The organism is Pseudomonas sp. GW821-FHT11D10 (assembly GCF_058808435.1).
The window spans coordinates 437,164-459,900 of record NZ_JBXARR010000005.1; the positions used below are offsets into that span (position 1 = coordinate 437,164).

The following is a 22,737-nucleotide window of genomic DNA, read 5'->3' on the forward strand; positions in this document are numbered from 1 at the left end:
GCCTCAGCCGACAGCGCGCTGCTGGCCGGGGTCGGGAATCTGGTGGGGCGCGTAGATACGCGCTTCGAGGGTGCGAGTGAAGGCGCGAGCTTCGGCCTCACTGCGGAAGGTCACGGCGTGCTGGTCGAGACGAACTTGCCACTGGGACTTTGCCACTTCTTTTATCAGGATCTTCATTGCTGACCTCCCGTACGTAAAAGATTGCATCGCAGAGGACTCGATTGTAGTCCTGAATACGATCGCAATTGTGACAAGGGTCAAGCATCTGACTGACGGCAAAAAAACACCGCAGCCCCCGAGCCAGCCACATCGGAGGCTGGAGAAGGCTGCGGTCTTCCGATTTTTAGAAACCTTCTAAAACAATTTTCCCCTTGGCCTTGCCGCTTTCCAGCAGTTCATGGGCGCGGCGCAGGTTGCTCGCGTTGATCGTGCCGAAGTGCTCGCCGACCGTGGTTTTCAAGGTCCCGCTGTCGATCAGCCCGGCCACCCGGTTGAGCAGTTTGTGCTGCTCGATCATGTCCGACGTTTCGAACAGCGAGCGGGTGTACATGAACTCCCAGTGCAGCGACAGGCTCTTGCGCTTGAGTTTGGTCACGTCCAGCGCCTTCGGATCGTCGATCAGCGCCAGTTTGCCTTGCGGCGCAAGGGCTTCGACCAGTTGGTCCAGATGCTGGTCGGTCTGGGTCAGGCTGGCGACGTGGGTCACGTGGGTGACACCGGCGCGTTTCAGTTCTTCGCTCAACGGCTGGCTGTGATCGATCACCAGATCAGCGCCCAGCTCGGTCACCCAGTCGCGGGTCTCCGGGCGGGAGGCGGTGCCGATGACCTTGAGGCCGGTCAACTGGCTGGCCAGTTGGGTGAGGATCGAACCGACACCGCCGGCCGCGCCGACGATCAGCAGGCTCTGGCCTTCATCGGTGTTGCCTTCGCGAATCTGCAGGCGTTCGAACAACAGCTCCCAAGCGGTAATGGCGGTCAGCGGCAGGGCAGCGGCTTCGGCGAAACCGAGGGTTTTCGGCATATGGCCGACGATCCGCTCATCCACCACGTGCAGTTCGCTGTTACCACCGGCCCGGGCGATGGAGCCGGCGTAGAACACCTTGTCGCCGGCCTTGAACAAGGTCACTTCACTGCCGACCGACTTGACCACACCGGCCACGTCCCAGCCCAGCACCTTGGCGGCGCCGCCTTCCGGCGCGACGTTCTGGCGAACCTTGGTGTCGACCGGGTTGACCGAAATCGCTTTGACTTCCACCAGCAGGTCGCGCGGGCCGGCTACCGGTTCCGGCAGTTCGATGTCTTGCAGGGATTTTTCGTCGCTGATCGGGAGCGAGGCGTAATAGGCGATGGCTTTCATGGAGAACTCCGAAAGTGAATAAAGGAAGGCTTCAGGCGATGACGCGCAGGCGCTTGAGTTCGAAGTGTTCGAGGAACGCCTCGGCCTGGCTGCGGAAATGCTGGATATGGGCGCTGGCATCGTGGGCTTGCAGGGCTTCGTCGCTGGCCCACTGCTCGATCATGTAGAAGGCCAGCGGGTTGGCCAGATCCTGGTGCAGTTCGTACTGACCGCAACCCGCTTCGGCGCGGGTCGGTTCGATCAGGGCACGCAGGTGCTGTTCGAGAGCGTCCTGCTGGCCAGGTCGGGCAATCAGGGTGGCGATGGCGGTGAAAGGCTGGGACATGTTCGACTCCGGGACGGGATGAATTCGATGGATGGCATGATTGGCTATTTCTGCCGGAGATAAAACCGGCTAAAAGAGCAGTCTCTTTCAATATTTTTTTGATAATCGGGGCTGAAGATGCTGCGTTTCGATGACTTGCAGTTGTTCGTCCGGGCGGCGGATCTGGGCAGCCTGTCGGCGGCGGCGCGGGTGATGGATATGTCTGCCGCCGTGGCCAGTGCCGCGCTCAAGCGGATCGAGCAGCAACTGGGCGCACGTTTGTTGGCGCGCTCCACCCGCAGCCTGCGGCTGACGGCCGAAGGTGAAGGGTTTCTCGAGTACGCCCGGGCTGCGCTGAGCAACCTTGATGAGGGGCGGCGTCTGCTGGCCAGCGGGCAGGATCAGGTCAGCGGGATTCTGCAGCTGTCGGCGCCTTCGGACTTCGGGCGCAACCTGCTGCTGCCCTGGCTCGATGATTTTCAGCGCGAACATCCGAAACTGACGGTGCGATTGCTGCTTGGGGACCGCATCGCCGACCTGTTTCGCCAGCCGGTGGACATCGCCTTGCGCTATGGCGAGCCGGAGGATTCCAGTCTGGTGGCGTTGCCGATTGCCCCGCACAACCGACGGGTGTTGTGCGCATCGCCCGCCTACCTGGCCCGGCACGGCGAGCCGCTGCATCTGGAACAGCTCGCTCAGCACAACTGCCTGCTGTACATGCTCGGCGGCCGGGTGCACGACCATTGGAGTTTCCACGACGGCAAGCGCGAGGTCGGCCTGACCGTCAGTGGCGACCGCTTCAGTGACGACGCCGATGTAGTGCGTCTTTGGGCGGTGGCGGGAGCCGGCATCGCTTACAAGTCCTGGCTTGATGTGGCCGGTGATGTGCTGGCGGGACGGCTGAAAGTGCTGTTGCCGGAGCTACTCTGCGAGCGCGCTCCGCTGAATTTGCTGTGCGCCCATCGCGCACAATTGAGTAAGCCGGTGAACCTTCTAAGGGAGATGCTCGCCAGCCGTTGCGCCGAATTGAGTAGCCGTTTTCCCGTTTTCCAGAAGTCTGACCATTAGTCGCAGGTAAATAGCGAAATTTCTCTCAGGAACAATCACCAACCACGGCCGCTCCGGCGCAGGACGCCGCGAGCAACCCGCTTATACTAGCGGCCGCCTGATGCCCGCACCAAAAGGCCGATGCGAGGACGATCAGACCGCAACCGGCCGGGTAGGGACGAGGGTCGCGACAGTGCTGCGGTTTCCTTGCTGCGGCGCGCTGCCTCGCTTCGGCTCAAGGTATTTTGCGCGCCTTGGCCGACGACTGATTACTGGTCAAGATGTCTATGAGCTGTAGACGATACGATTCAACAGGGAGTGAATAGATGGAACATGCACCTTGCATCAGCCAGATCGCCACGTTGCTGGCCGATCCCAAACGCAGCGCAATGATGTGGGCGCTCATGGATGGCTCGGCGCGGCAGACCGAGGAGCTGGCGTTGCTGGCGGGGCTATCGCCGTCATCGGCCAGTGCGCATCTGGGGCGCTTGTCCGCTGGCGGTCTGTTGAAGGTCGAGGCGCGCGGTCGCAAACGCTTCTTCCGCCTGGCGGCTCCCGAAATCGGCGCAGCCATTGAAGCGCTGGCCAGCGCCACATTGGCCAGCGCTCCGCGAGAAATCCCCGACGTGTTCAAGCGTGCCTCGCCGGTCGTCAGACCCCAGGCCGCGCCTTCGTCACTGCTGCGCGCGCGGTTTTGCGACGATCATCTGGGGGGAACGCTGGCCGCCGACCTGTACCAGCGCCTGCTCGACGCCGGCTGGATCGAGCAGCTTGAGCATAGAGTGGTGGTCACGCACAAAGGCTCGACACAACTGGCCGGACGCGGGGTGTACATCCAGGCGCTGGCCCACCGCAACGCCCAGGTGGCCTGCGCCTGCCCGGACTGGAGCGAGCGTCGCCCGCACATGGGCGGATCGTTGGGGGCGGCGTTGCTGCAGCTGTTCATGCAGTCGGGCTGGCTGGTGCTGCCCAACGATTCCCGCGCCCTGCAACTGACGGCGGCGGGCCAGCGGGAAATTCACCGGTTTGCCTGTGAAACCGAGCTGGAAATGGCGTTGTAGAGCGCTTTCTTCCGCTGGTTTGCTATTGAACGTCGTCAACGGTTGCGAACACGTCGCATCTGGCACAGGCGCGCAACCGCTATCGCGCACACTCGATCCGGGGACTTTTCGGATTGAGGAGGTGGCATGGACACGGGAAACTTCAGCGCGGCAGATCGACTGGAGCGCCTGCCAGTCAGCGGTTATCACCGGATCATCTTCATCATCATCGCCCTGGCGTTTTTCTTCGACTCCATGGATCTGGCGATGATGACCTTCCTGCTCGGCTCGATCAAAGCCGAGTTTGGCCTGAGCAGTGCGCAGGCTGGCCTGCTGGCCAGTTCGAGTTTTTTCGGCATGGTGCTGGGGGCGTCGCTGTCCGGATTGCTGGCGGATCGGTTCGGTCGCAAACCGGTGTTCCAGTGGAGCATTGTCTTGTGGGGGCTGGCCAGTTGCCTGTGTTCCACGGCGCAGACGGTCGAAAGCCTGACGCTGTTTCGCATCCTGCTGGGAATCGGCATGGGCATGGAGTTTCCGATTGCCCAGTCGATGTTGTCGGAGTTGATTCCTGCACAGCGTCGGGGTCGATACATCGCCTTGATGGACGGTTTCTGGCCGCTGGGTTTCGTGGCTGCCGGGGTGCTGTCGTATTTCCTGCTGCCGTTGATTGGCTGGCGCGACATCTTTCTGGTGTTGGCGGTGCCGGCGGTGTTCGTACTGGCGATTCGCTTTTTCATTCCCGAGTCGCCGCGCTGGCTGGAACAGGCCGGCAAACATGACGCGGCGGACAAGGTTTTGCGCGGGATCGAGGCGCGGGTACAGGCCTCACTCGGCGGTGCTGCCTTGCCGGAGCCGGTTCGTTTGCCACGAAGCGTGACTCCACCGGGTCATTTCCTTTCGGCGCTCAAACAGATCTGGTCACCGCTGTATCGCCAGCGCACGACGATGATCTGGAGCCTTTGGTTCTTCGCATTGCTCGGCTTCTACGGCCTGACCTCATGGCTCAGTGCACTGTTGCAACAGTCGGGTTTCGCTGTGACTCAGTCGGTGTATTACACGGTGCTGATTTCCCTCGGCGGGATTCCCGGCTTCCTGATGGCGGCCTGGCTGGTGGAGCGTTGGGGACGCAAGCCGGTGTGTATCGTCACGTTGCTCGGCGGCGGGGTGATGGCGTTTCTGTACGGACAAAGCGCGGTGTTTGGCGGCAACGTGGCGCTGCTGATCGGCACGGGTCTGTTGATGCAGTTTTTCCTGTTTGGCATGTGGGCGGTGCTCTACACCTACACGCCGGAGTTGTACCCGACCTCGGCGCGGGCGACGGGCTCGGGGTTCGCCTCGGCCATCGGGCGCGTGGGTTCGCTGCTCGGTCCGTTGGTCACCGGGCTGGTGTTCCCGATAACCGGGCAGGGCGGGGTGTTTGCGTTGGGGGCGCTGTGCTTTGCGATTGCGGCGGGAGTGGTGTGGCTGTTCGGGATGGAGACCCGGGGCAAGACGCTGGAAGAGCTGACCGAAGTGGTTGCGCGCTGAGAACTGAAAAGCCGTTCGAACATGGGCGTGTTCGAACGGCTTTGTGCTGTTACGGTTTTACCAACCGCGCATCCAGGCTGTTCTGGGCCAGGCGCTTGGCCTGATCCTGGGTCATGCCCAGGTGAGTGTGCAGCGCGTGGAAGTTCTCGGTCACGTAACCACCGAAGTACGCCGGGTCATCGGAGTTCACCGTGACCTTCACGCCGCGCTCAAGCATGTCGAGGATGTTGTGCTGCGACATGTGATCGAACACGCAGAGTTTGGTGTTCGACAGTGGGCACACGGTCAGCGGGATCTGCTCGTCGATGATCCGCTGCATCAGGCGCTCGTCTTCGATGGCGCGTACGCCGTGGTCGATACGCTGGATTTTCAGCAGGTCGATGGCTTCCCAGATGTATTCCGGTGGGCCTTCTTCGCCGGCGTGGGCAACGGTCAGGAAACCTTCGTGACGGGCACGATCGAACACGCGCTGGAACTTGCTCGGCGGGTGACCCATCTCGGAACTGTCCAGGCCCACCGCGACGAATGCATCACGGAACGGCAGCGCCTGGTCGAGGGTTTTCTGCGCTTCGTCTTCGCTCAGGTGGCGCAGGAAACTCAGGATCAAACCGCTGGTGATGCCCAGTTGCTGCTCGCCATCCTTCAGCGCGGCGGCGATGCCGTTGAGCACCACTTCGAACGGGATGCCACGGTCGGTGTGGGTCTGCGGATCGAAGAACGGTTCGGTGTGAATCACGTTCTGTTCTTTGCAGCGCAGCAGGTAGGCCCAGGTCAGGTCGTAGAAATCCTGGGAGGTGCGCAGCACGTCGGCGCCCTGGTAATACAGGTCGAGGAATTCCTGCAGATTGTTGAAGGCGTATGCCTTGCGCAGGGTTTCGACGTCGCTCCACGGCAGGGCGATCTTGTTGCGTTCGGCCAGGGCGAACAGCAGCTCGGGCTCCAGCGAGCCTTCGAGGTGCAGGTGCAGTTCGGCCTTGGGCAGGGCGTTGAGCCAGTCGTACATATTCTTTTCTCATCAGGTGCAATGACGGCATTCTACAGATGCCCGCCGAAACAATTGGCAAAACCTGACCAACCGATCCATCACACCGCTTCTTGCTCACGGCGATAGGCGTAGGTATCGGCGAAGCGCGAAAGCAGGAATTCGGCGCAGGTGGTGGCCGGATATTTCGCCGGATGCTGTGCGTCCTGGCAACCGGGCAGGCACTCGATGCGCGTGTCCGGGTGCGGCTCGGCGAAGAACGGCATCGAATAGCGATCCACGCCGAGCGGGCTGATGACCCGGTGCGGAGTCGAGCGATAACGGTCGTTGCTCCAGCGCGCCATCATGTCGCCGAGGTTGACCACGAAGGTGCCGTCGATGGGCGGTGCGTCGATCCACTGGCCTTTGACGTTTTTCACCTGCAAGCCGCCGGCGGTGTCCTGATACAACAAAGTGATGCAGCCGTAATCGGTGTGCGCGCCGGCACCTTGCTGCTCGGCGGAACTGGCGGTGTGGCGCGGCGGGTAGTGGATCATCCGCAGCACGCTGACCGGTTCGTTGAAGCGTGTATCGAAGAAGTCGCGCTCGATGCCCAGCGCCAGAGTCATTGCCCGCAGCAGGGTTTGCGCGAGTGCCTGCATGTCGAGGTAGTGCTGCTCCATAAGCGCTTCCCAGCCGGGAATGGCCGGGTGACGGTTGGGGCCACGCAAGGGTTTTGCTGCCAGCACCTCGGGATGATCGGCCGGCAGGTGCAGGCCCATGTCGAAGGTTTCCTTGAGGTCGCTGGGTTTGTCCGGGTCGAGCTGTTCGGTGGCGATGGCGCCGTAGCCGCGGTGATGGACGGTCCGGGTGATGTCGATCTTGAGTTTTTCCGCTGTCGGCAGCGCGAAGAAGTGCCGGGCGTGATCGAGCAGGGATTCGATGCGCTGCGCAGAAATCGGGTGGCCCTTGATGTAGAAAAAGCCCCATTCGCGGCAGGCGTGGTCGATCTGTTCGGCGACAGCGGGCCAGGCGTTCTGGTCGTCGGAGTAGAGCGGCGAGATGTCGATGATCGGAAGTTGGTTCATTTCGAATGCTCTTCAGCGACCGCTCCCATCCAGGCGGAGCGGTCAGGGTCAGGTGGATTACTTCGGCATCTCGGCCTTCATGCCTTCGACGTAGTAATTCATCGACGCCAGTTCGGCGTTGGTGGCGCTCACCCCCGCCGGGATTTTCTCGACGCCGGCCTGATCCTTGATCGGCCCGGTGAACGGTTGCAGGGCGCCGCTCTTGATGTCAGCGATGATCTGCTCGGCTTCGGCCTTCACCGGCGCTGGCACCAGATCGCTGATCGGCAGTTCGACCGTGCCTTCCTTCAGCCCGCCCCAGTAGTCCTGGGATTTCCAGTTGTGATCGATCACGCTCTGGGTCGCCTGAATATAGTGCGGTGCCCAGTCGTTGACGATCGAAGTCAGCACCGCTTTCGGGCCGAAGTGCGCCATGTCGGAAGCGTAGCCCACGGCATAGACGCCACGTCGTTCGGCGGCCTGGATTGGCGCCGGGCTGTCGGTGTGCTGGAACACCACGTCCACGCCCTGGTCGATCAGCGCGTTGGCGGCGTCGGCTTCCTTGCCCGGGTCGAACCACGAGTTGACCCACACCACTTTGATCTCGGTGCCGGGGTTGTACTTGTTCAGGGCCAACTGGATGGCGTTGATGTCGCGGATTACTTCGGGGATCGGGAACGAGGCGACGTAGCCGATCTTTTTGGTCTTGGTCATCTTCGCCGCGAGGAAACCGCCGACGTAACGACCCTCGTAGGTGCGCGCGAGATAGGTGCCGAGGTTCTTGTCCTGCTTGTAGCCGGTGGCGTGTTCGAAGGTCACCTTGGGAAACTGTTTGGCGACCTTCACCGTCGGGTTCATGTAGCCGAACGAGGTGGTGAAGATCAGGTCGTAATTGTCCTTGGCCATGTTGCGGATCACCCGCTCGGCATCGGCGCCTTCGGCGACGTTCTCCACGTAGTTGGTGGTGATCTGCGAACCGAGTTTTTCCGCCAGCGCCTTGCGCCCCTGTTCATGCTGATACGTCCAGCCGTGGTCGCCGATGGGGCCGATGTAGACGAAACCGACTTTCAGTGGATCGGCGGCACTGGCGCTCAGGCTGAGGCCAAGGCCCATGGCGATGCACAGCAGTGTTTGCAGTGGACGTTTTTGCATGAACGCGAACTCCCTTTTGTTGTGTGTGGGGAGGGCAATGCAAAAGGCTGACCAAGCGGACAACAAATCGAGTCGAAATCGCGGCGAGGCCTTCGCGAGCAGGCGCGCTCCCACAAAAATACCGCGATCCCTGTGGGAGCGAGCTTGCTCGCGATGAGGCCGGCCGGGCCGAAAAAAGTGCATGCTCGTACACGGACGCCATCCACTGGTGCGCTAAGGTGTAACGAACCATTAGCGCCGCCCCGCAGTCAGTAGCTCATTCGAACCCCTGCGCCAAAAGGCTCGCCATGCTCACGATCCTCAAGCAAGAAAGCTTTCTGCTGCTGGCCCTGATCGCGGCTTTTGTCGCGTATCCGCTGGAGCACTGGTTGCTGCACAGTGGCCAGCTCGTCGCGCTGACGGCCGGGCTGGTGCTGATCGCGTTCATCGTCGCCGCCTCGATGCGTGTCGCCCATCAGGCCGAATTGCTTGCGGAAAAAGTCGGCGACCCGTACGGCACGATGATCCTGACCCTCGCCGCCGTGCTGGTGGAAGTGGTGATCCTGGCGATCATGATGAGCAACGAAGCCTCGCCGACATTGGTGCGCGATACGATCTATTCGGCGGTGATGCTCGACATCAACGGCATCCTCGGCCTCGCCGCGCTGATGGGCGGGATCAAGCATGGCGAGCAGTCGTACAACGACGACTCGGCTCGCAGTTACAGCGTGATGATCCTCACCGCCATGGGCGTGTCGATGGTGGTGCCGGAGTTCATTCCCGAGGCCAACTGGAAAATCTATTCGGCGTTCACCATCGGCGCGATGGTGGTGCTTTATGCGTTGTTCCTGCGCATGCAGGTCGGCCCGCACAGCTACTTTTTCAGCTACAGCTACCCGGACAAACGCCGCAAGAGAGAGCCCGTGGAACAGGAGCCGAAACCGGTCAGCCTGGCGCTGTCGATCGGCATTCTGGTGTTCGGAGTGGTGGTGATCGGCGCACTGGCCGAGGTGATGTCCAAGACCCTCGATCTGGGCCTGGAAGGGACGGGTGCTCCGCCGGTGATTACGGCGATTCTGGTGGCGGCGATTTCGGCGGCGCCGGAGATTCTGACCGCGTTGCGCGCGGCGTTGGCCAACCGTATGCAGTCGGTGGTCAACATTGCGATGGGCGCTTCGTTATCGACGGTGATTCTGACGGTGCCGGTGATGGAAGCGATGGCGCTCTATACCGGGCAGCCGTTTCAGATGGCGATGACGCCGGTGCAGACGGTGATGATCTTCATCACGCTGATCGTCAGCGCGATCAACCTCAATGACGGGGAGACCAATGCCATTGAGGGCATGACTCACTTTGTGCTGTTTGCGACGTTCATCATGTTGTCGCTGCTGGGGTTGTGATTGATCGTTCCCACGTTCTGCGTGGGAATGCCGCAAAGGACGCAGAGCGTCCCGGTATGCATTCCCACGCGGAGCGTGGGAACGATCAGTACCTCGACGTGGGAACAATCAAAGGGGGGGAGATCAGGTACCGGCAATCAACTGCCGAGCCGCCTGGCTGTGATCGGCAATCAGGCCTTTGAGATCCAGCCCTTCAACCTGCCCGTCAATCACACGCCACTTGCCGCCGACCATCACGCGATCCGCGCGGTCCGCGCCGCACAACAGCAGCGCCGAGATCGGGTCATGGCTGCCGGAGAAGCGCAGCTCATCGAGCTTGAACAACGCCAGATCCGCCTGCTTGCCCACCGCCAGTTCCCCGATATCGGTGCGGCCCAACAGGCTCGCCGAGCCCTTGGTCGCCCAGCCCAGCACGCGTTCCGGGGTGATCTTTTCGGCGCCATAACGCAGGCGCTGGATGTACAGGGCCTGACGTGCTTCAAGGATCATGTTCGACGCATCGTTGGACGCCGAACCATCCACACCGATGCCGAACAACGCGCCGGCATCGGTCAGTTCGATGCTTGGGCAGATGCCGGACGCCAGGCGCATGTTTGAGCTCGGGCAATGGCAGATACCGGTACCGGCGGCGCCGAGGCGGGCGATTTCGTCGGGGTTGAAATGGATGCCGTGGGCCAGCCAGGTGCGCGGGCCGAGCCAGCCGACGCTGTCCAGATAATCCACGGTGCGCAGGCCGAAGCGTTGCAGGCAGAAGTCTTCTTCGTCGAGGGTTTCGGCAAGGTGGGTGTGCAGACGCACATCGAGTTTGTTCGCCAGTTCGGCGCTGGCGGACATGATTTCCGGGGTCACCGAGAACGGCGAGCACGGCGCCAGAGCGATCTGGATTTGCGCGCCGTCACCACGTTCGTGGTACTCGTGAATCAGCCGCTGACTGTCGTCGAGAATCACCTGGCCTTCCTGCACGGTCTGTTGCGGAGGCAGGCCGCCGTCCTTCTCGCCGAGGCTCATCGAACCACGGGTGAGCATCGCGCGCATGCCCAGTTCGCGCACGGTTTCGACTTGCACGTCGATGGCGTTTTCCAGGCCATCCGGGAACAGGTAATGGTGGTCGGCGGCGGTGGTGCAACCCGACAACAGCAACTCGGCCAGCGCGACTTTGGTGGCGAGGGCGAGTTTTTCCGGGGTCAGGCGCGCCCAGACCGGGTACAGGGTTTTCAGCCACGGGAACAACGGCTGATTGACCACCGGCGCCCAAGCGCGGGTCAGGGTCTGATAGAAGTGGTGGTGGGTGTTGATCAGGCCCGGCAGGATCACGTGTTCACGGGCGTCGAACACTTCATTGCATGGGGCGGAAGGTTGCTGGCCGGCGCCGAGCACTTCGGTGATCACACCGTCTTGCAGCACCAGACCGCCACGGGCATCGAGACCGTTGGCCGTGAAAATGGCGAGGGGATTTTTTAACCAGATACGGGTCGCAGGCATTGTGGCCGGCTCCTCTGAAAGTTGGGTTCAGGGTTGCCAGCTCAGTGTTGCCCTGTCTGCTGATCCAGGGTCGCCGCGAAGGACGAGGTGCGGAGTTTCGAACAAAATGTTGCGACGGGCAAGCCCAACCCGACCAGACACCGGGATAACCCTGTGGGAGCAAGCCCCCACAGGGTCCAGTGATTACCAGGGAATGGTTTCACCCTTGTAGTTCACGAAGTGGTGGCCGCCCTTGCCGGCAAACGCGTCCACCTGATCGACCAGGCCACGGGTGCTGGTCTCCACGTCGATGTCGGCGCCTTCGCCGCCCATGTCGGTTTTCACCCAGCCCGGATGCAGCGACAGCACGGTGAGTTTCTGATCGCCCAGTTGCGTGACGAAGCTGTTGGTCATCGAGTTCAGCGCCGCTTTGCTGGCCTTGTACAGCGCCAGTTCCGGCGCGTCGGGCATGGTCACGCTGCCGAGTACCGAGCTCATGAACGCCAGCACGCCGCTGCCGTCGCGGATCTGCCCGACGAAGCGCTGGGCCAGGTTGATCGGCGCCACGGCGTTGGTGAAGAACAGCTGGCCGACTTCCGCCAGCGTCGCGCCGCCCGGGGTTTGCACGTCAGGGCCCTTGACCCCGGCGTTGACGAACAGCAGGTCGAAGGTCTCGCCTTTGAGCTGCTGGCTCAGGGCGATCACCGCTTGCTGGTCATCCATGTCGAGCTTTTCGACTTGCACGTTGCCCAGTGCTTTCAGCGCCTCGGCATTCGCAGGGTTGCGCACCGTGGCGGTGACTTGCCAGCCGTCGGCCAGCAGGGTTTTCACCAGTCCCAGGCCCAGGCCCCGGGAGGCGCCGATGATCAGTGCGTGCTTGGCAGGATTCAGTGCGGACATGATGGGCTTTCCTTGAAAGTTGAAAGATCACGGGTTCAATGGACAGCGTTGACCGAGGCGTTGCTGCAATTCGTGACGCAGCTCGCCGAGTTCGGCCATGCGGGTTTCGATCAGTTTGAGTTTGTCTTGCAGCAGTTGCGTGACGGCTGAGTCGGGGTTGGGCGATTGCCACAACGCGCCTACGCTGCTGCCGATCTCGCCGAGGGTAAAACCCAGACGCTGCGCAGTCTTGATGTAGAGCACCAGTTGCGCCATCTCCGGTGGATAGTCGCGATAACCGTTGGCGCTGCGTTGCGCCGCGATCAATCCGCGCTCCTCGTAGAAACGCAGCGTGTCGCGGCTGACATCGCAGGCCTGGGCCAACTCACCAATGCGCATCCCGGAGATCTCGAAAGTGTTTGACCCTGGAGCATACTCCAGGCTTTACCGTGGTTGCTCCCTGAATTTTCGGAGCAAGGACGATGTGGAATTCAACGCAGTATCGGCGATTGGTGCGCGGCAGCGCCTGGTATGACTTGATCGTGACGGCGGCGTTTGCCACGCCGTGGAGTTTTACCGCATTGCATGGAGTTTTGACGGCGCTGAGTCAGGCGCTGAACCTGCCCGGCGAACTGCCGGCGTTCGAACCTGTGCACATGTTGATGGCGAATCTGTTGGGTTCGGTGGTTTGTGTTTGGGCCGTGCTGCGGATTCGTGATCCGCAGCCGGTTTATGGGCGCTATGACGCGGTGGCGCGGTTTCTGTTCGCCGCGTGGCAGGCATATGCCCTGGCCCACGGCGCCAGTTCGTTGCTGGTGGGTTTCCTGGTTTTCGAACTGGTGTGGGGCATTGCTCAGGTGTTGCCGGTTCGGCCGCTGTCGCGAGCCGTCACGGCTTAGTGTCCGGCCTGCCACGGCTGCCCGAGTGAAACCGGCGCGTACAACCGCGTACGCACCGCATCCCGGGACAACAACACCAGCACCAGAATGGTCGCGACGTACGGCAGCATCGCCAGCAAACTCGAAGGAATCGCCAGCCCCAACCCCTGCGCCACCAGGTGCAGGATGCTGGCGAGTCCGAACAGATACGCGCCGAGCAACAACCGCCACACCCGCCAACTGGCGAACACCACCAGCGCCAGCGCGATCCAGCCACGTCCGGCGGTCATGTTCTCGGCCCACATCGGCGTGTACGCCAGCGAAAGATAAGCCCCGGCCAAACCGGCCATTGCGCCGCCAAACAATACCGCCAGGGTGCGCACGGTCAGCACCGGCAAGCCCATGGCACTGGCCGCATCAGGATTCTCGCCCACGGCTTGAATGATCAGCCCGACACGGCTTTTCACGATCACCCACGCCACCAGCGCAAACAGCGCGAACGACAGGTACACCAGCAGATCCTGGGCAAACAGCATCCGCCCAATCAGTGGGATTTCGCTCAGGTATGGAATCGCCATCGGCTCGAACCCCGCCAGCGGTTTGCCAACCCACGCCGCGCCGACAAAGGTCGACAGGCCCACACCAAAAATCGTCAGCGCCAGACCGGTTGCCACCTGATTGGCGTTGAACACCAGCGCCACCAAGGCAAACAGCGACGACAACAGCATCCCGGCGAGCATCGCCAACACCACGCCCAGCCACAGGTTGCCGCTGTTGAACGCGACGATGAAACCGATCACCGCGCCAAACAGCATCATCCCTTCCTGACCGAGGTTGAGTACGCCGCTCTTCTCGCAGATCAATTCACCCAGCGCCACCAGCAGCAATGGCGTACCGCAGCGCACCATGGCGTAGAAAATATTGCTCAGCAGATCGATATCCATCACAGCGCTCCGGCGGTTACGGCGGTGGTAGACGTGCGTCGCACCCAGCGCAGGTTCAGGCGTGGCCGATAGAGGATCAGCACGTCACAGGCCAGCAGGAAAAACAGCATCATTCCCTGGAACAATTGGGTGATCGCCTGCGGCAGATTCAGCGTCATCTGCGCGCTCTCGCCACCGATGTACAGCAGCGCCATCAACAGGCTGGAAAACAGAATCCCGATGGGGTTGAGCCGCCCGAGAAACGCCACGGTGATCGCCGCATAGCCGTAGCCCGGCGAGACTTGTGGCACCAGTTGCCCGATCGGCCCGGTGACTTCGCAGACACCGGCAAGTCCCGCCAACCCCCCACTGATCAGCAGTGCGAGCCAGATCAGACGCTTCTCGCGAAACCCGACAAACCCAGCCGCACGCTTGTCCAGCCCCAACACCTTGATCTGGAAACCGACGAAGCTTTTCTGCAACAACACCCACACCGCGACCAGCGCGAGCAAGGCGAAATACACGCCGATATGCGCCCGTCCGTCCTCCATCAACAGCGGCAGGCGGCTGGCATCGCTGAACATCGCCGACTCGGGAAAGTTGAACCCGGCCGGATCTTTCAGCGGCCCGTGTACGCAGAACAGCAACAGGTTCAGCGCGATGTAATTGAGCATGATGCTGGTGAGGATTTCGTTGGCGTTGAAGCGTGTGCGCAACCAGGCAGTGAGCCCGGCCCACGCGGCGCCGGCGAGGGTGCCGGTGAGCAGGACCAGCACCAGCGCCCAGCGACTTTGCATATCGATGATGTTCACCGCCAGCGCACTGCCGGCCAGGGCGCCGAGCAGCAACTGGCCTTCGGCGCCGATGTTCCAGATCCGCGCTTGGTAAGCCACGGCGAGGCCCAACGCACACAACAGGATCGGCAGGGTTTTGACCAGCAGTTCGGAAACTCCGTACAGATCGCTGACCGGGGCGATCAGCAAAGTATGCAAAGTCTTCAGTGGATCATGGCCAAGGGCGACGAACAGCAACGATCCGCAGACCAGCGTCAGCGCCGCCGCCAGCACCGGCGAGCACCACAGCATCAGGCGCGACTGCCGGCCACGGGGTTCGAGAGAAAGCAACATGGGGAAACTCCGTTAAACCGTGGCCGGTTGTGATTGAGGGGTGTCGAACTGGCCGGCCATCCAGCCGCCGACGTCGCTGAGTCGGGTTTGCGCGGTGTCCTGCAACGCCGACAGGCGCCCGCTGCACAGCGCGCCGAGGCGGTCGCTGATCTGGAACAGTTCGTCGAGGTCTTCGGAGATCACCAGAATCGCCGCCCCGGCATCGCGCAGGGCAATCAGCGCACGGTGAATGGTGGCCGCCGCGCCGACATCCACGCCCCAGGTCGGGTGCGCGGCGATCAGCAGTTTCGGTTGCTGGAGGATTTCCCGGCCGAGGATGAATTTCTGCAGGTTGCCGCCGGACAGGCTGCGGGCGGCGGTTTGGGTGTCCGGGGTTTTCACGCCGAAGCGCTGGATGATCGTTTGGGCAAGGGCTTCGACCTTGCCGCGCTCGATCAAGCCGTGGCTGACCAGGCCTTGTTGAAAGGCGGTGAGCAGGGTGTTGTCCACCAGGCTCATGTCCGGCACCGCACCATGCCCGAGGCGTTCGGCGGGGACGAACGCCAGGCCGAGTTTGCGTCGCGCATCCGGACGCTGATCGGCGACGGCGTGTTCTCGGAAACGGATGGTTGCCGCTGATTCGCGGGGCAACGTTTGTTCGCCGCTGAGCAATGCCAGTAACTCGTCCTGACCGTTGCCCGCCACGCCGGCGATGCCGACGATTTCACCGCTGCGTACCTGCAGATCGATATTGCTCAGGGAGCAGCCGAACGGGTCCGGGTTGTGCCAGTTCAATCCGCTGACCTGCAAGAACGCCGCGCCACCGGTGACCTTCGTGAACTCGCCGATCAATGTCGCGGCTTCTCCCACCATCAATTGCGCCAGTTGCCGGTCGGTGCAGTCGGCAGGCACGCAATGCCCGGCCACCCGACCTCCACGCAACACCGTGGCGCTGTGACACAAGGCGCGCACCTCACCAAGTTTGTGGCTGATGAACAGAATGCTGCAGCCCTCGGCCGCGAGCCGACGCAGGGTGATGAACAACTCGTCGGCTTCCTGCGGCGTGAGCACCGAGGTCGGCTCATCGAGAATCAGCAGGCGAATGTCCTGCATCAGGCACCGGACAATCTCGACTCGTTGCCGCTCGCCGATCGACAGGCTGTGGACAAGTCGCTGGGGTTCCAGCGCCATGCCATATCGGCGCGACACTTCACGGATTTTCGCCTCAAGCTGTTTCGGCGAGCCGGCTCCTGCGCCCATCGCCAGTGCAATGTTTTGCGCCACGCTCAAGGTCTCGAACAGCGAGAAATGCTGGAACACCATGCCGATGCCCAACTGCCGCGCCTGGGCCGGGTTGCGCATGCTCACCGGTTGACCCTGCCACAGCATCTCGCCCGAATCGGCCTGGGTGACGCCGTAGATGATCTTCATCAAGGTGCTTTTACCTGCGCCGTTTTCACCGAGCAGCGCGTGGATTTCACCGGGGGCAATGCTCAGGTCGATGGCGTCATTGGCGAGGCAACCGGGATAACGTTTGCTGATGTGGCGCAGTTGCAGGCGCGGTGGGGACGTGGGGTTTGGCATGACAGGCTCGGTAGCTTGGAGTTGTGCCTGTGGATAAAGCAATTTCCTGGCCATTGAGTCAGGAACGCAGACGGCCGCTGTTTGCCAGCCTGTGGCGTAGAGCCTGTGAAATGAATTCGACGTCTTGCGCGGCACCACTTGAGGGCAAAGCCTTTGATCAGGCTCCAGTTTTGCCCGCACCTGGCTGATCAAAAAACGAGCAACCCCGCCGAAGCCATGCAGAACCTGCGACTGCGCCAGCCATGAACGGCTTATCCACAGGTTGCTCCACAGTATTTGTGCGCAAGACAAAATCCCGGGCATAAGCACTGCCGGGCTTTCTTCTAAAGGCGATAAACAACGCTAAGCGATTGTTTTTACGTGAAATTGTTCGTTGCGTCAGTCGATTGGACGAAAAGTGAACAAATCCCGCAAAGCCACGTGACAGAAGGGTTACAGCATCCTGTGCTCAGGTTATCCACAGCCGGGTGCACAGCGGATGTGGGCAAGTCTCGGGCATAAGCAAACGGGCTGGTGCCCCAAAACATGGCGGGGCTTCAACGCTGCAGCAGGATTCGCCCACGGCTCAGATCGGCCAACTGATTCTGCAACAGCTCGATGTGCGTTTCGCCCACGGCCAGTTGCAGCTCGACACCATTGGCGGTGAAGTTTTCTTCGATCACCAATCCGCCCAGATCCGCGACCCGCAGCTTCACCAGCGCCAGTTCACTGAATGCGCAGGCGCAACGCACGGGCACGCGACTGATCAATTCGATCTTAGGCGCGGCCTGCAGGCATTTGTTGGCGCCGCCGCCATAGGCCCGGGCCAGACCGCCGGTGCCCAGTTGAATGCCGCCGTACCAGCGGATCACCAGCACCGCGACCTGATCGCAGTCCTGCGCTTCGATGGCTGCAAGAATCGGTCGCCCGGCAGTGCCACCGGGTTCGCCGTCGTCGTTGCTGCGGTATTGATCGCCGAGCTTCCACGCCCAGCAATTGTGCGAAGCGTTCAAGTCGCTGTGCTGCTCGATGAAGGCTTGCGCCTCCGCGGGGCTGGCGATCGGCGCGGCGAAGGTGATGAAACGGCTTTTGCGAATCTCTTCGCGGAATTCGCAAAAGCCGCTGAGGGTGAATGGCATAAAACGACTTATATAGAAGAAGTGAGGCCGCAGCCTTTGAGGATGATGCGGATCAGATTGTTGCCGGCGTCTTCCATGTCCTGTTTGGTCAACTTGCTGCGACCGGTCACGCGGCAGATCTGGGTGGCGAAGTCGGCGTAATGCTGAGTGCTGCCCCACAACAGGAAGATCAGGTGCACCGGGTCGACCGGGTCCATCTTGCCCGCGTCGATCCAGGCCTGGAACACGCCGGCGCGGCCCTGGAACCAGGCACGGTAATCCTGGTTGAAATATTCGGTCAGGCATTCGCCGCCGCTGATCACTTCCATCGCAAAGATCCGCGAAGCTTGCGGCTGGCGACGGGAGAATTCCATTTTCGCGCGGATATAGCGGGTCAGCGCTTCGGCCGGATCGTCTTCGGCTGTCAGGGTGTTGAAAGTGCTGTCCCACAATTGAAGGATGTTGCTCAGCACCGCCACGTACAACCCGAGCTTGTTGGTGAAGTAGTAATGCAGGTTCGCCTTGGGCAGCCCGGCCTTGGTGGCGATGGTGTTCATGCTCGTGCCTTTGTACCCGTGACGGGCGAACTCGTCTTCGGCGGCTTTGATGATGGTCTCTTCGTTCTTCTGACGAATGCGGCTGGCAGGTTTGCCGCCGTGAGCGGGGACTTCAAAGGTCATAGGCACTTCCGGGTTTGTCTGTGGGGTGCAACCAGTTGCGTTGATAGCGCAACCACCGGCGCGGGACAAGCCCCGGGCGAATAAAACCCCGGCCGTCAGCGGGTGGCGGCGAGGCTTTCGAGAAAGCTTTCCAGTACCAGATGAGGGCGGCGGCCCTTGCGGGTGACCGAGGCCAGGCTCAAATCATAGAAACGGGTGCTGGCCTTGAGTGCGCGCAAGCGACCTTGTTGAACCCAGAGACTGGCGTAGTGATCCGGCAAATAGCCGATGTAACGCCCGGTCAGAATCAGGAACGCCATGCCCTCACGGTCGGAAGCGCTGGCGGTGCAATTGAGGGCTTGATAGTGCGCCTGAATCTCTGCCGGCAAACGGAAGGTCGGGGCGATGGCGTCCTGACTGTTCAGGCGTTGGTCATCCAGCTGTTTATCGTCGACGTAAAACAGTGGATGGCCGACCGCGCAATAAAGCAACGAACGTTCGCTGTACAGCGGCTGATATTCCAGCCCCGACAACGCGCTGGCCTGCGGCACTACGCCGACATGCAGGCGACCGTCGAGCACGCCCTGTTCGACTTCATTGGGGGCGATCATGCGGATCTGGATCTGCACGTCCGGCCCGCGTTCCTTCAATTGCGCGAGCGCGTGGGTGATGCGCATGTGGGGCAGGGTGACGAGGTTATCGGTCAATCCGATGATCAATTCGCCGCGCAAGTGCTGGTGCAGGCCGTTGACCTCGGTGCGGAAACTTTCCAGCGCACTTAGAAGCTGCAACGCCGATTGATAGACCTCGCGGCCCTCTTCGGTCAGCGAGAAACCGGCGCGCCCGCGTTGGCACAGACGCAGACCGAGGCGTTGTTCCAGATCGCTCATCTGTTGGCTGATCGCCGAGCGACCGATGCCGAGCACGGTTTCCGCCGCCGAGAAGCCGCCGCACTCCACCACGCTGCGAAAAATCCGCAGCAGGCGAATGTCAAAGTCACTGACCTGGGCCAGTGGATCGGGGCGGCGGCTGCTCATGCTGTTGTTCTCATTGTTTAGCAGAGTTCTAACTGAAGGTTAGAAGAGTTGAATTTCACCGACTTTATCCGCGTGGCAATTTAGCTGCAACAACGCTTTCTATCTCACTGAAGCTTATTGCCCTGCGAGGTTTTGCCCGATGAACATGCCTGAAAACGCGTCGTCGCCACTGGCCAGCCAACTGAAGCTGGACGCGCACTGGATGCCGTACACCGCCAACCGCAACTTCCAGCGCGACCCGCGCCTGATCGTTGGTGCCGAAGGCAGCTGGCTGATCGACGACAAGGGCCGCAAGGTGTACGACTCGCTGTCCGGTCTGTGGACCTGCGGTGCCGGGCATACCCGCAAGGAAATCCAGGAAGCGGTGGCCAAGCAGTTGGGCACCCTCGATTACTCGCCGGGCTTCCAGTACGGCCACCCGCTGTCGTTCCAGCTGGCGGAGAAAATCACCGACCTGACGCCGGGCAACCTGAATCACGTGTTCTTCACTGACTCCGGTTCCGAGTGCGCCGATACCGCGGTGAAAATGGTCCGTGCCTACTGGCGCCTGAAAGGCCAGTCGACCAAGACCAAAATGATCGGCCGCGCCCGTGGTTACCACGGCGTGAACATCGCCGGCACCAGCCTCGGTGGCGTCAACGGCAACCGCAAGCTGTTCGGTCAGGCGATGATGGATGTCGATCACCTGCCGCACACTCTGCTGGCGAGCAATGCTTTCTCCCGTGGCATGCCGGAGCAGGGCGGTATCGCACTGGCTGATGAGCTGCTGAAGCTGATCGAGCTGCACGATGCTTCGAACATCGCTGCGGTGTTCGTTGAGCCGATGGCCGGCTCCGCTGGCGTGCTGGTTCCGCCGCAGGGTTACCTGAAGCGTCTGCGTGAAATCTGCGATCAGCACAACATCCTGTTGGTGTTCGACGAAGTGATCACCGGCTTCGGCCGTACCGGCACCATGTTCGGCGCCACCACCTTCGGCGTGACCCCGGACCTGATGTGCATCGCCAAGCAAGTCACCAACGGCGCGATCCCGATGGGCGCGGTGATTGCCAGCTCCGAGATCTACCAGACCTTCATGAACCAGCCGACCCCGGAATACGCCGTGGAATTCCCGCACGGCTACACCTACTCGGCGCACCCGGTGGCTTGCGCCGCTGGCCTGGCGGCACTCGACCTGCTGCAAAAGGAAAACCTGGTGCAGAGCGTGGCCGAAGTCGCACCGCATTTCGAAAATGCCCTGCATGGTCTTAAAGGCGCGAAGAACGTCATCGACATTCGTAACTACGGTCTGGCCGGTGCGATCCAGATTGCGGGCCGTGACGGCGATGCCATCGTGCGTCCGTTCGAAGCCGGTATGGCGTTGTGGAAAGCCGGGTTCTACGTGCGCTTCGGCGGCGACACCCTGCAGTTCGGCCCAACCTTCAACAGCAAGCCGCAAGACCTTGATCGTCTGTTCGACGCGGTCGGCGAAGTGCTGAACAAGCTCGACTGATTTTTCCTTCTATATAGACACGCCAATAGCGGGCGCCCTTTGCGGGCGTCTGCGCACAAGAATTCAGGAGTTCCCCGATGAGCGTTATCCCGCATTTGATCAATGGCGAACTGGTGACCGAGAACGGTCGCGCGGTCGATGTGTTCAACCCGTCCACCGGTCAGGCTATCCACAAGCTGCCGCTGGCCAGCCGCGAAACCATCCAGCACGCCATCGATGCCGCCAAGGCTGCGTTCCCGGCGTGGCGCAATACGCCACCGGCCAAACGTGCCCAGGTGATGTTCCGTTTCAAGCAACTGCTGGAGCAGAACGAAGCGCGCATCTCGCAATTGATCAGCGAAGAACACGGCAAGACCCTGGAAGACGCTGCCGGTGAACTGAAGCGCGGTATCGAGAACGTGGAGTTCGCCTGCGCAGCACCGGAAATCCTCAAGGGTGAGTACAGCCGCAATGTCGGCCCGAACATCGATGCGTGGTCGGACTTTCAGCCGCTGGGCGTGGTGGCCGGCATTACGCCGTTCAACTTCCCGGCGATGGTGCCGCTGTGGATGTATCCGCTGGCGATCGTCTGCGGCAACTGCTTCATCCTCAAGCCGTCCGAGCGTGATCCGAGCTCGACCCTGCTGATCGCGCAACTGCTGCTGGAAGCCGGTCTGCCGAAAGGCGTGCTGAGCGTCGTGCACGGTGACAAGACTGCGGTGGACGCGCTGATCGAAGCACCGGAAGTCAAAGCGCTGAGCTTCGTGGGTTCGACGCCGATTGCCGAATACATCTATGCCGAAGGTACCAAGCGCGGCAAACGCGTTCAGGCACTGGGCGGCGCGAAGAACCACGCGGTGCTGATGCCGGATGCGGATCTGGACAACGCGGTCAGCGCACTGATGGGCGCGGCTTACGGTTCCTGTGGCGAACGCTGCATGGCGATTTCGGTGGCCGTGTGTGTGGGCGATCAGGTGGCGGACGCACTGGTGGCCAAACTGGTTCCTCAGATCAAGGCGCTGAAAATCGGTGCCGGCACTTCTTGCGGTCTGGACATGGGGCCGCTGGTTACCGGTCAGGCGCGCGACAAGGTCAGCGGTTATGTCGAAGACGGCGTGGCGGCGGGCGCGACCCTGGTGGTCGACGGTCGTGGTCTGAGCGTTGCCGGTCATGAAGAAGGCTTCTTCCTGGGTGGTTGCCTGTTCGACAACGTCACGCCTGAGATGCGCATCTATAAAGAAGAGATCTTCGGGCCGGTGCTGTGCGTCGTCCGGGTGAACAGCCTGGAAGAGGCGATGCAACTGATCAACGATCACGAATACGGCAACGGCACCTGCATCTTCACCCGTGACGGTGAAGCGGCGCGTCTGTTCTGCGATGAGATCGAAGTCGGCATGGTCGGCGTCAACGTTCCATTGCCGGTGCCGGTGGCTTACCACAGCTTCGGTGGCTGGAAGCGTTCGCTGTTCGGCGACCTGCATGCCTATGGTCCGGATGGTGTGCGCTTCTATACTCGTCGCAAGGCGATCACCCAGCGCTGGCCGCAACGCGCGAGCCATGAAGCTTCGCAATTCGCTTTCCCTAGCTTGTAAGTAGTAGGGCAGTGCAAAGAAGGCCGACCTTTTAAGGTCGGCCTTCGCGTTTCAGGGCATTTTTGACCGATATGACAGATTTATGAAAATAAGGGTTGACGGCAGATTCTGAGTCTCTATAATTCGCCCCACTTCCGGCGCGGTCGAAACGGAAAACTCCTTGGGATTCAATGAGTTAAGTAGGTTTCGAAGGCGGGTAGCTTCAGTTCATCGAAGCCT

Annotated in this window: 22 protein-coding genes; 7 read left to right on the forward strand and 15 right to left on the reverse strand. The window is 61.5% G+C overall.

Features of this window, described 5'->3' with window-relative positions:
• Window positions 1–3: 3 nt before the first annotated feature.
• From AC1RT4_RS18380 to AC1RT4_RS18390, 3 genes are all read right to left on the reverse strand, one after another.
• Window positions 4–177 carry a hypothetical protein gene (locus tag AC1RT4_RS18380; RefSeq protein WP_493086798.1) on the reverse strand — a complete coding sequence of 58 codons (174 nt, stop codon included), beginning with the start codon at window positions 175–177 and terminating at the stop codon, window positions 4–6.
• A 166-nt stretch (window positions 178–343) separates the two neighbouring features.
• A complete protein-coding gene (locus tag AC1RT4_RS18385) occupies window positions 344–1,357 on the reverse strand; it encodes a zinc-binding alcohol dehydrogenase family protein (protein ID WP_493086800.1) in 1,014 nt (337 codons plus the stop codon).
• 31 nt (window positions 1,358–1,388) lie between these two features.
• Window positions 1,389–1,682: a putative quinol monooxygenase gene (locus AC1RT4_RS18390; protein WP_011332308.1), complete on the reverse strand. Its 294-nt coding sequence runs from the start codon at window positions 1,680–1,682 to the stop codon at window positions 1,389–1,391.
• 117 nt (window positions 1,683–1,799) lie between these two features.
• Here AC1RT4_RS18390 and vimR point away from each other — a divergent pair, with 117 nt between their 5' ends.
• The 3 genes from vimR (at window position 1,800) to AC1RT4_RS18405 (ending at window position 5,275) form a co-directional block, all read left to right on the forward strand.
• Entirely contained in the window at window positions 1,800–2,729 is a 930-nt protein-coding gene (gene vimR / locus AC1RT4_RS18395) for a transcription regulator VimR (RefSeq protein WP_007958495.1), read from the forward strand.
• Window positions 2,730–3,034: 305 nt separating this feature from the next.
• The gene (locus AC1RT4_RS18400; RefSeq protein WP_007958496.1) at window positions 3,035–3,769 is read left to right on the forward strand and encodes an ArsR/SmtB family transcription factor; all 735 of its coding nucleotides are present in this window, start codon (window positions 3,035–3,037) and stop codon (window positions 3,767–3,769) included.
• A gap of 126 nt (window positions 3,770–3,895) precedes the next feature.
• Window positions 3,896–5,275 carry an MFS transporter gene (locus AC1RT4_RS18405; RefSeq protein WP_493086803.1) on the forward strand — a complete coding sequence of 460 codons (1,380 nt, stop codon included), beginning with the start codon at window positions 3,896–3,898 and terminating at the stop codon, window positions 5,273–5,275.
• Window positions 5,276–5,324: 49 nt separating this feature from the next.
• Here AC1RT4_RS18405 and AC1RT4_RS18410 read toward each other — a convergent pair whose 3' ends face one another.
• The 3 genes from AC1RT4_RS18410 to AC1RT4_RS18420 form a co-directional block, all read right to left on the reverse strand.
• On the reverse strand, window positions 5,325–6,278 hold the full coding sequence (locus tag AC1RT4_RS18410) for an adenosine deaminase (RefSeq protein WP_007958502.1): 954 nt from the start codon (window positions 6,276–6,278) through the stop codon (window positions 5,325–5,327).
• Window positions 6,279–6,358: 80 nt separating this feature from the next.
• Window positions 6,359–7,324 carry a 2-oxoglutarate and iron-dependent oxygenase domain-containing protein gene (locus AC1RT4_RS18415; RefSeq protein WP_493086806.1) on the reverse strand — a complete coding sequence of 322 codons (966 nt, stop codon included), beginning with the start codon at window positions 7,322–7,324 and terminating at the stop codon, window positions 6,359–6,361.
• A gap of 57 nt (window positions 7,325–7,381) precedes the next feature.
• Entirely contained in the window at window positions 7,382–8,455 is a 1,074-nt protein-coding gene (locus AC1RT4_RS18420; RefSeq protein WP_262161739.1) for a BMP family ABC transporter substrate-binding protein, read from the reverse strand.
• A gap of 287 nt (window positions 8,456–8,742) precedes the next feature.
• Between AC1RT4_RS18420 and AC1RT4_RS18425 the strand changes: the two genes are divergently transcribed.
• Complete coding sequence (locus AC1RT4_RS18425) at window positions 8,743–9,834, forward strand: calcium:cation antiporter (protein ID WP_493086809.1); 1,092 nt, start codon at window positions 8,743–8,745, stop codon at window positions 9,832–9,834.
• Window positions 9,835–9,957: 123 nt separating this feature from the next.
• Here the strand turns inward: AC1RT4_RS18425 and AC1RT4_RS18430 are convergent, their stop codons facing one another.
• From AC1RT4_RS18430 to AC1RT4_RS18440, 3 genes are all read right to left on the reverse strand, one after another.
• The gene (locus AC1RT4_RS18430; protein ID WP_493086811.1) at window positions 9,958–11,316 is read right to left on the reverse strand and encodes an 8-oxoguanine deaminase; all 1,359 of its coding nucleotides are present in this window, start codon (window positions 11,314–11,316) and stop codon (window positions 9,958–9,960) included.
• A 183-nt stretch (window positions 11,317–11,499) separates the two neighbouring features.
• On the reverse strand, window positions 11,500–12,186 hold the full coding sequence (locus AC1RT4_RS18435) for an SDR family oxidoreductase (protein ID WP_493086845.1): 687 nt from the start codon (window positions 12,184–12,186) through the stop codon (window positions 11,500–11,502).
• Window positions 12,187–12,222: 36 nt separating this feature from the next.
• A complete protein-coding gene (locus tag AC1RT4_RS18440; protein ID WP_492620191.1) occupies window positions 12,223–12,573 on the reverse strand; it encodes a MerR family DNA-binding transcriptional regulator in 351 nt (116 codons plus the stop codon).
• 83 nt (window positions 12,574–12,656) lie between these two features.
• Between AC1RT4_RS18440 and AC1RT4_RS18445 the strand changes: the two genes are divergently transcribed.
• Window positions 12,657–13,073 (forward strand): hypothetical protein, encoded by a 417-nt coding sequence (locus tag AC1RT4_RS18445; protein WP_493086813.1) that lies wholly within the window; start codon window positions 12,657–12,659, stop codon window positions 13,071–13,073.
• On the opposite strand, the gene AC1RT4_RS18450 is transcribed toward AC1RT4_RS18445, so the two are convergent.
• The 6 genes from AC1RT4_RS18450 to AC1RT4_RS18475 all read right to left on the reverse strand — a co-directional run bounded on the left by AC1RT4_RS18450 (window position 13,070) and on the right by AC1RT4_RS18475 (window position 19,458).
• Window positions 13,070–13,996 (reverse strand): ABC transporter permease, encoded by a 927-nt coding sequence (locus AC1RT4_RS18450; RefSeq protein ID WP_115076438.1) that lies wholly within the window; start codon window positions 13,994–13,996, stop codon window positions 13,070–13,072. The genes AC1RT4_RS18445 and AC1RT4_RS18450 overlap by 4 nt on opposite strands.
• Window positions 13,996–15,102, reverse strand: coding sequence for an ABC transporter permease (locus AC1RT4_RS18455; RefSeq protein WP_493086816.1), 1,107 nt, complete (start codon window positions 15,100–15,102; stop codon window positions 13,996–13,998). Before AC1RT4_RS18455 ends, AC1RT4_RS18450 begins: the two co-directional genes overlap by 1 nt.
• A 12-nt stretch (window positions 15,103–15,114) precedes the next feature.
• Complete coding sequence (locus AC1RT4_RS18460) at window positions 15,115–16,665, reverse strand: ABC transporter ATP-binding protein (RefSeq protein WP_493086818.1); 1,551 nt, start codon at window positions 16,663–16,665, stop codon at window positions 15,115–15,117.
• A 536-nt stretch (window positions 16,666–17,201) separates the two neighbouring features.
• Window positions 17,202–17,783 carry an IMPACT family protein gene (locus tag AC1RT4_RS18465; RefSeq protein WP_493086820.1) on the reverse strand — a complete coding sequence of 194 codons (582 nt, stop codon included), beginning with the start codon at window positions 17,781–17,783 and terminating at the stop codon, window positions 17,202–17,204.
• 8 nt (window positions 17,784–17,791) lie between these two features.
• The gene (locus AC1RT4_RS18470) at window positions 17,792–18,442 is read right to left on the reverse strand and encodes a TetR/AcrR family transcriptional regulator (RefSeq protein ID WP_011332324.1); all 651 of its coding nucleotides are present in this window, start codon (window positions 18,440–18,442) and stop codon (window positions 17,792–17,794) included.
• A 95-nt stretch (window positions 18,443–18,537) separates the two neighbouring features.
• Window positions 18,538–19,458 carry a LysR family transcriptional regulator gene (locus AC1RT4_RS18475; protein ID WP_492620196.1) on the reverse strand — a complete coding sequence of 307 codons (921 nt, stop codon included), beginning with the start codon at window positions 19,456–19,458 and terminating at the stop codon, window positions 18,538–18,540.
• 139 nt (window positions 19,459–19,597) lie between these two features.
• Between AC1RT4_RS18475 and aptA the strand changes: the two genes are divergently transcribed.
• Both aptA and AC1RT4_RS18485 read left to right on the forward strand, forming a co-directional pair.
• Window positions 19,598–20,947 carry an omega-aminotransferase AptA gene (gene aptA / locus AC1RT4_RS18480; RefSeq protein ID WP_493086823.1) on the forward strand — a complete coding sequence of 450 codons (1,350 nt, stop codon included), beginning with the start codon at window positions 19,598–19,600 and terminating at the stop codon, window positions 20,945–20,947.
• A gap of 77 nt (window positions 20,948–21,024) precedes the next feature.
• Window positions 21,025–22,518: a CoA-acylating methylmalonate-semialdehyde dehydrogenase gene (locus tag AC1RT4_RS18485; protein ID WP_207984944.1), complete on the forward strand. Its 1,494-nt coding sequence runs from the start codon at window positions 21,025–21,027 to the stop codon at window positions 22,516–22,518.
• Window positions 22,519–22,737 lie beyond the last annotated feature (219 nt).

Coding starts and splice junctions, on each gene's coding strand:
- AC1RT4_RS18380 (WP_493086798.1), bottom strand. CDS start 177: ATGAAGATCCTGATAAAAGAAGTGGCAAAGTCCCAGTGGCAAGTTCGT.
- AC1RT4_RS18385 (WP_493086800.1), bottom strand. CDS start 1,357: ATGAAAGCCATCGCCTATTACGCCTCGCTCCCGATCAGCGACGAAAAA.
- AC1RT4_RS18390 (WP_011332308.1), bottom strand. CDS start 1,682: ATGTCCCAGCCTTTCACCGCCATCGCCACCCTGATTGCCCGACCTGGC.
- vimR (WP_007958495.1), top strand. CDS start 1,800: ATGCTGCGTTTCGATGACTTGCAGTTGTTCGTCCGGGCGGCGGATCTG.
- AC1RT4_RS18400 (WP_007958496.1), top strand. CDS start 3,035: ATGGAACATGCACCTTGCATCAGCCAGATCGCCACGTTGCTGGCCGAT.
- AC1RT4_RS18405 (WP_493086803.1), top strand. CDS start 3,896: ATGGACACGGGAAACTTCAGCGCGGCAGATCGACTGGAGCGCCTGCCA.
- AC1RT4_RS18410 (WP_007958502.1), bottom strand. CDS start 6,278: ATGTACGACTGGCTCAACGCCCTGCCCAAGGCCGAACTGCACCTGCAC.
- AC1RT4_RS18415 (WP_493086806.1), bottom strand. CDS start 7,324: ATGAACCAACTTCCGATCATCGACATCTCGCCGCTCTACTCCGACGAC.
- AC1RT4_RS18420 (WP_262161739.1), bottom strand. CDS start 8,455: ATGCAAAAACGTCCACTGCAAACACTGCTGTGCATCGCCATGGGCCTT.
- AC1RT4_RS18425 (WP_493086809.1), top strand. CDS start 8,743: ATGCTCACGATCCTCAAGCAAGAAAGCTTTCTGCTGCTGGCCCTGATC.
- AC1RT4_RS18430 (WP_493086811.1), bottom strand. CDS start 11,316: ATGCCTGCGACCCGTATCTGGTTAAAAAATCCCCTCGCCATTTTCACG.
- AC1RT4_RS18440 (WP_492620191.1), bottom strand. CDS start 12,573: ATGCGCATTGGTGAGTTGGCCCAGGCCTGCGATGTCAGCCGCGACACG.
- AC1RT4_RS18445 (WP_493086813.1), top strand. CDS start 12,657: ATGTGGAATTCAACGCAGTATCGGCGATTGGTGCGCGGCAGCGCCTGG.
- AC1RT4_RS18450 (WP_115076438.1), bottom strand. CDS start 13,996: ATGGATATCGATCTGCTGAGCAATATTTTCTACGCCATGGTGCGCTGC.
- AC1RT4_RS18455 (WP_493086816.1), bottom strand. CDS start 15,102: ATGTTGCTTTCTCTCGAACCCCGTGGCCGGCAGTCGCGCCTGATGCTG.
- AC1RT4_RS18460 (WP_493086818.1), bottom strand. CDS start 16,665: ATGCCAAACCCCACGTCCCCACCGCGCCTGCAACTGCGCCACATCAGC.
- AC1RT4_RS18465 (WP_493086820.1), bottom strand. CDS start 17,783: ATGCCATTCACCCTCAGCGGCTTTTGCGAATTCCGCGAAGAGATTCGC.
- AC1RT4_RS18470 (WP_011332324.1), bottom strand. CDS start 18,442: ATGACCTTTGAAGTCCCCGCTCACGGCGGCAAACCTGCCAGCCGCATT.
- AC1RT4_RS18475 (WP_492620196.1), bottom strand. CDS start 19,458: ATGAGCAGCCGCCGCCCCGATCCACTGGCCCAGGTCAGTGACTTTGAC.
- aptA (WP_493086823.1), top strand. CDS start 19,598: ATGAACATGCCTGAAAACGCGTCGTCGCCACTGGCCAGCCAACTGAAG.
- AC1RT4_RS18485 (WP_207984944.1), top strand. CDS start 21,025: ATGAGCGTTATCCCGCATTTGATCAATGGCGAACTGGTGACCGAGAAC.